Origin of the sequence: Methanospirillum sp. (genome assembly GCF_035406105.1) — an archaeon.
Classification (GTDB): Archaea; Halobacteriota; Methanomicrobia; order Methanomicrobiales; family Methanospirillaceae; genus Methanospirillum.
Genome location: NZ_DAONKG010000181.1, coordinates 1 through 5,099 on the forward strand (window position 1 = coordinate 1; position 5,099 = coordinate 5,099).

Here is a 5,099-nt window from a genome sequence, read left to right on the forward strand (position 1 = left end):
CGGGGGAATATCGGCCCTTCAAATAAATCAGGGGATTTTAGCACACCGCAGACATTCGTTGTACCCTTTCTCCTTGATGAGTTTGAGAATTTCACGTGGATTGCCATGACATTTGAATTCACCATTAATCATAACATGTCCCTTATCCACGTCAAGGTAATCAAGAATATACCCGGTATGCGTGATGACAAGCCCGCTGTTCTTCCGGTTTACAAACCGCTGGTTCTTCTGAAGAAGCAGGGCGATAGATTCTCCCATGAGATGAATATTCTCAAGATCAACCCCGCTTTCAGGCTCATCAAGCATAATAAACTGGGGGTCCTGGATCATCATCTGTAAAATCTCACTCCGTTTGATCTCTCCACCGGAGAATCCCAGGTTTATATCCCTCCCCAAAAACTCCTGCATGTTCATCCTGGCAACTGCTGCAGAGATATCCTCCGGTTTTTTTTCAGGACCGATAACATCAAGCATCTTTCCTAATTTCAGACCAGGAATGGATGGAGGCCGCTGGAACATGATACCCATACCAAGGCGGGCACGTTCATAGATCGGCATATGGGTAACATCGACGCCGTTGAAGGTTATGGTCCCTTTTGTTATGGTATATGCATCAAACCCCATGATGCACATAAGGAGTGTGGATTTTCCGGATCCATTCGGCCCCATCAGCACATGGGTCTCACCAGGTTCAATGTGAAGGGTGATTCCATGTAAAATCTCTTTTCCATTAATTTCTGCATGAAGATCGATAATATGAAGCATATTGTCCTGTACCTTTTTTTATGAACGCCAAAACGATATATTTAAAATGGTGTTATAAAAGTCTTTTTCCTGCTTCTGCGCCCGGCATACATTCGTATACTTCGGTTATCTTGAGTATAAGGAGTGACTTTGCCGGAAGATTTGGTTTTTTTTCATGGATCATAGCTTTCATCTTTGCATGTTCCTCGCCACTTGTCTTTACCGTAACATCAGCCTTAATCTGATAACATCCCTTTACTCCGGGACCATACACATATAATGCTGCCTTCGGATTTTCAAGGACATTCGCGAGAGTTTTCTGCATAAAATTATCGCCAATCCAGATCGTCTCGTCATCAATTAAAAAGACCGATCCCATAGGCGCAACATTTGGAATCCCTGATTTTGATGCTGTTGCAAGAGGAAATACCTTCACCGCTTCAAAGGCGGCTTTCATCTCAGGAGTCAGTGCAGTCATGGTACTTGAGTTTCTCTGAAATCATAAAAAGGTTCGGGTTTTATGCCTCTCTGATCATCGCAGCCGGGAAGATAACCCGAACGACTGCACCACCGTCATTGGCCAGGGTCATTGTTCCGGAGAGTTCCATTGCCAGATTTTCAACTATCGTAAAACCTGAAGTTGCGCTACCGGTTCTGATCAGTGATTCAGGAAAGCCCCGTCCGCTGTCCTGGACCTGATAAATATACCAGTCTTCCTCACGCCGCACTGACACCTCAATTCTTCCTGCCTGTCCGGGACTAAAAGCATGGCGGATTGCATTGAGTACAACCTCACCGGTAATAATTCCCACAATTACTGCATGCCTTTCAGCAACAGCGTCATCTATCGTACAGGATATGACGATCTCGATATCCTGTAGCTCATCGGCAAAGTCTTCGGTAATACAGCCGATAATAAGCCGGATGTATCTGCACACGTGAACTCCTCCCCCTCTCCCCCCGCCTGCCTCATACAGCTGCAAAAGAGATTCAAGAAGGATTTTGGCGTACCTGATATCATGCTCCGGTTCTGCGGCAATGGACAGGTATTTTTGACTGAGGACATTTCTGACCATCTGCAGGAGCGTAATATAGGTATGCCTGAATTCTTTCTGTTCCGTGCTGGAATCCGACATCGGCTCTGCATTGTCTCTTGTTTCAGGGGTAATGGTCCAGATGATAAGATCCCGATCACCACTCTGAATCTCACGGGCGATGATCCTGACCGGCTGCCATCCGCCCTGTACGTCAGGCAGATCCACCTGGTCTGCAATGGAGAGTCCTTCCCGTATCTGTTCAATAACCTCACTGCTGATAAGTCCGCTCTGCCGAAGATCAGCTCCAGTCTGCCCGAGTGGTGAGTATGATGATCCATATGCTGAGGCAGCATGGTTCATCTCCAGAATACGGAGGTCTGAAGCTGTTGTGATGATTGCCGGGACCGGGTTTCGTGCGAAGAGATCATGATACAGACTATCCCGGCTGAGTACGATATCCTGGTCATCAGCTCGTGAGGCACTCAGAATCATCCCTGCCATTCCCGCCGGTCTGAAAAGCCTGATAGTGACAGGACGGATCTGGCCGTCAGGCAGATTAACATGAAACCGTGCACTGCTTCCACCCCCGGCAAGCATCTGTGTTTTAAACTCATCAAACCGTTTCTGCTCTTCAGAAGGGAGGAGATGGGTGAATAACAGACCTGTCACGGCACCCTGATCATATCCGATAATCCGGGAGACCGAAGGGGTGACATAGGTAATCTGCCCCTCAGGACTGAGCAGCGCGATGAGTTCTTCGGTATGGGAGAGGAGCTGCTGGTATATATCAGGTGACAATAATCCGGTGGCCATATCGGCGATGGGTTGACTCAGTACCCTGATGATGTATCCTTCAAGCCCGGAAAGAGAGAGCGGTCCATTAAATACTCCCGATCCAATAAGAATTCCTTCAGCACGTGATCGATCCTTCACCTGGAGTCTGGTAAATATGACAAAGGATCGTTTCTCATTCAGTCCGGCCTGAATGGTCCTTCTGACGGTATCACGCTCCTCCGGATGAATAAGATCAGGAAGGGAGATAAGACCGGTATCCACCAGTTCTGCAGGGGTATACCCGCAAACATCCCGTGCCCCCTCATCAGCAAAGGTAAAGGATAAAGCAGCATCAGCCTTTGCCCGAAACATCATCCCAACAATATGTACATTATCCTGCATGGTCCCCCGGAGAGAATGTATAATGAATGTAGGTTTCTTCTGATGTATGATAAGAGGCGGGGTATAGTTTTATTGATCTCTGAAGTACACAAAGAAGGGCTCATTGGTTGAAACCCGTGATATCAAACGATCATCTCTCTCTGCTCCTTCTCCTGTCTCTGACCGTCATGCTGGTCATGGCCGGTGAGTCCATGCTTACTGCTGCCCTGCCGGAGATCGAACATGAATTCTCCGTTCCTGGCATTTATGAGTCATGGATTTTACCGATTGTCCTGCTTGTGGGAGCGGCAGCTTCACCATTTGTCGGAACGGCAGGGGACCGGTTCGGACATAAGCGGCTTCTCGTGATCTGTATTGTCATATATATTCTCGGTCTTTTCGGCGGCTTATTTGCACCTGATATCTGGATCCTCCTCATAGGCCGTGCCCTCCAGGGTGCCGGGATAGCTGCTTTTCCCCTCGGGTATGCACTAATCAAAGAACGGTTTTCGGAGACCGACGCTGATACGGGTATTGGCATTATCAGCGCCATGTATGGTGCCGGAACGTTTCTTGGGGTGATTACCGGATCCTTTATAACCGGATTGTTTTCATGGCGAATGACCTATATGGTTCTTATTCCGGCATCGTGCATTCTTCTCCTTTTCATGGTACTATGTATCCGCAATGATCATGGAAAGAAAGGTTCTGGTTCACTTGACTTTTCAGGATTTTTCTCCCTGCTGCTCTTCCTTCTCCTATTCCTGGTCTTCTTCTCCCTGCCATCAGATGAGCGGGTCAGTATTTCAGGGATCCTGGTACTGACGGGTGCCATCGTTGGAATGCTCCTGTTTATCCGGATAGAGATCCGGGTATCCCATCCGCTGGCCGACTTCAGGCTGATGAGAAAGCGTCCGGTTGCAGTATTCATGCTCATCGGATTTCTGACTATATTCACTTTTTTTGTCCTGCTTCAGATGATGCCTTATATCATCCGGCTTCCAACAGGACTTGCCATGCCGGCAGAAATGGTTGGTTTTATCTTGATTCCGGGTACTTTGTGTGATATGGTGGCCGGCCCACTGACCGGACGGATGATACCGGTTACCGGGTGCCGGACCCCCTGTATTGTGGGCTCCTTGTTTCTCATCAGTGCAGGAGTACTTCTTATCCTGGTTCCGGTATCAGCTATCATCCTGGTTATTGCCTGGATGCTCTTTTCCTTTGGCATGTCTATGGTGGCAACAGCCGATCTGATTGGGGTGATGGATCATGTCGGTGAAGAACGGACAGCAGAAGCAACCGGCATTATCCAGAGTATGCAGACACTTGGCGGGATGATTGGCCCCATAGTCACCGGTATTATCCTTGCCTCCTTTCAGACCGTTATGGTGATTCATGGTGAGAACTGGGAGGTCCCAAAGCCTTTTGCCTATCATTGGGTATTTTTAACCGTCATTGCAGTAAGCAGTATTATTCTGATCGTTTCATTTCTGTTTCTGCATGACAGGCATACAGAAGGATATGTTGGATCCAGATGAAATATATGAATATATGACTGAAAAAACCCTCCTCTGTCCTTTTGATAAAAAGCCCTGTGTCATGAACCGGTGTGCCGCATGGTCTGTTATACATGCCTGCTGTAGTTTTGGCATGCTTTCTGATATTGGAAAAAACTGCAGGGGTCAGGAAAAACCGGTCCGGGCACAGCAGGAGGCATCATCAGGATCAGGGAAATTCCGACCGGTTCTGTTTGAATAAGGGGTTATGGAATCTCTTCCACTTTTATCATGTTTGTTCGTCCCTCCTTTCCGGAAAAATTCCCGGCAATTATCACCAGTTGTTCTCCTGACCGGGCGATTCCTGTAGATCGGGCGATCTTTACGGCAGCCCTGAAGAGTTCATCTGCTGACTGAATCGGATCAGAAACAACCGGCAGGATACCCCACCTGAGAAGAAGTCTTCTTGCGACAGCAGGGTCCGGGGTAAGGGCAAGTACGGGGGCCCGCGGTCTGCATCGTGATACCCGTTCTGCGGTCAGTCCGGATCGTGTGAAAGCGACTATCGCCGGGCTCTCAAGTTCTTCTGCAATATAACAGGCACGATAACTGATGATTCCCTCAACATTTCTCTCATGCCAGTCGGATCGTTCATTGAGGATAC

6 protein-coding genes are annotated in these 5,099 nt (G+C 48.2%); 2 read left to right on the plus strand and 4 right to left on the minus strand.

What is annotated here, in order from left to right; genetic code table 11:
* Positions 1–27 precede the first annotated feature (27 nt).
* Genes PLA23_RS10325 through PLA23_RS10335 form a run of 3 tightly spaced genes read right to left on the minus strand, consistent with a single transcriptional unit; the run spans position 28 to position 2,957 of the window.
* Entirely contained in the window at positions 28–765 is a 738-nt protein-coding gene (locus tag PLA23_RS10325) for an ABC transporter ATP-binding protein (protein ID WP_324328891.1), read from the minus strand.
* 52 nt (positions 766–817) lie between these two features.
* Positions 818–1,222 carry a pyridoxamine 5'-phosphate oxidase family protein gene (locus tag PLA23_RS10330; protein WP_324328889.1) on the minus strand — a complete coding sequence of 135 codons (405 nt, stop codon included), beginning with the start codon at positions 1,220–1,222 and terminating at the stop codon, positions 818–820.
* Positions 1,223–1,262: 40 nt separating this feature from the next.
* Positions 1,263–2,957, minus strand: coding sequence for a PAS domain S-box protein (locus PLA23_RS10335; protein WP_324475127.1), 1,695 nt, complete (start codon positions 2,955–2,957; stop codon positions 1,263–1,265).
* 116 nt (positions 2,958–3,073) lie between these two features.
* Between PLA23_RS10335 and PLA23_RS10340 the strand changes: the two genes are divergently transcribed.
* Complete coding sequence (locus tag PLA23_RS10340; RefSeq protein ID WP_324328885.1) at positions 3,074–4,477, plus strand: MFS transporter; 1,404 nt, start codon at positions 3,074–3,076, stop codon at positions 4,475–4,477.
* Between the two features lie 13 nt (positions 4,478–4,490).
* Positions 4,491–4,697, plus strand: a complete 207-nt coding sequence (locus tag PLA23_RS10345) for a hypothetical protein (protein ID WP_324328882.1) — start codon at positions 4,491–4,493, stop codon at positions 4,695–4,697.
* Between the two features lie 4 nt (positions 4,698–4,701).
* On the opposite strand, the gene PLA23_RS10350 is transcribed toward PLA23_RS10345, so the two are convergent.
* Positions 4,702–5,099 (minus strand): pyruvate kinase alpha/beta domain-containing protein (locus PLA23_RS10350; RefSeq protein WP_324475128.1); only part of this gene is annotated, 398 nt, incomplete at its 5' end.

Coding starts and splice junctions, on each gene's coding strand:
- PLA23_RS10325 (WP_324328891.1), bottom strand. CDS start 765: ATGCTTCATATTATCGATCTTCATGCAGAAATTAATGGAAAAGAGATT.
- PLA23_RS10330 (WP_324328889.1), bottom strand. CDS start 1,222: ATGACTGCACTGACTCCTGAGATGAAAGCCGCCTTTGAAGCGGTGAAG.
- PLA23_RS10335 (WP_324475127.1), bottom strand. CDS start 2,957: ATGCAGGATAATGTACATATTGTTGGGATGATGTTTCGGGCAAAGGCT.
- PLA23_RS10345 (WP_324328882.1), top strand. CDS start 4,491: ATGACTGAAAAAACCCTCCTCTGTCCTTTTGATAAAAAGCCCTGTGTC.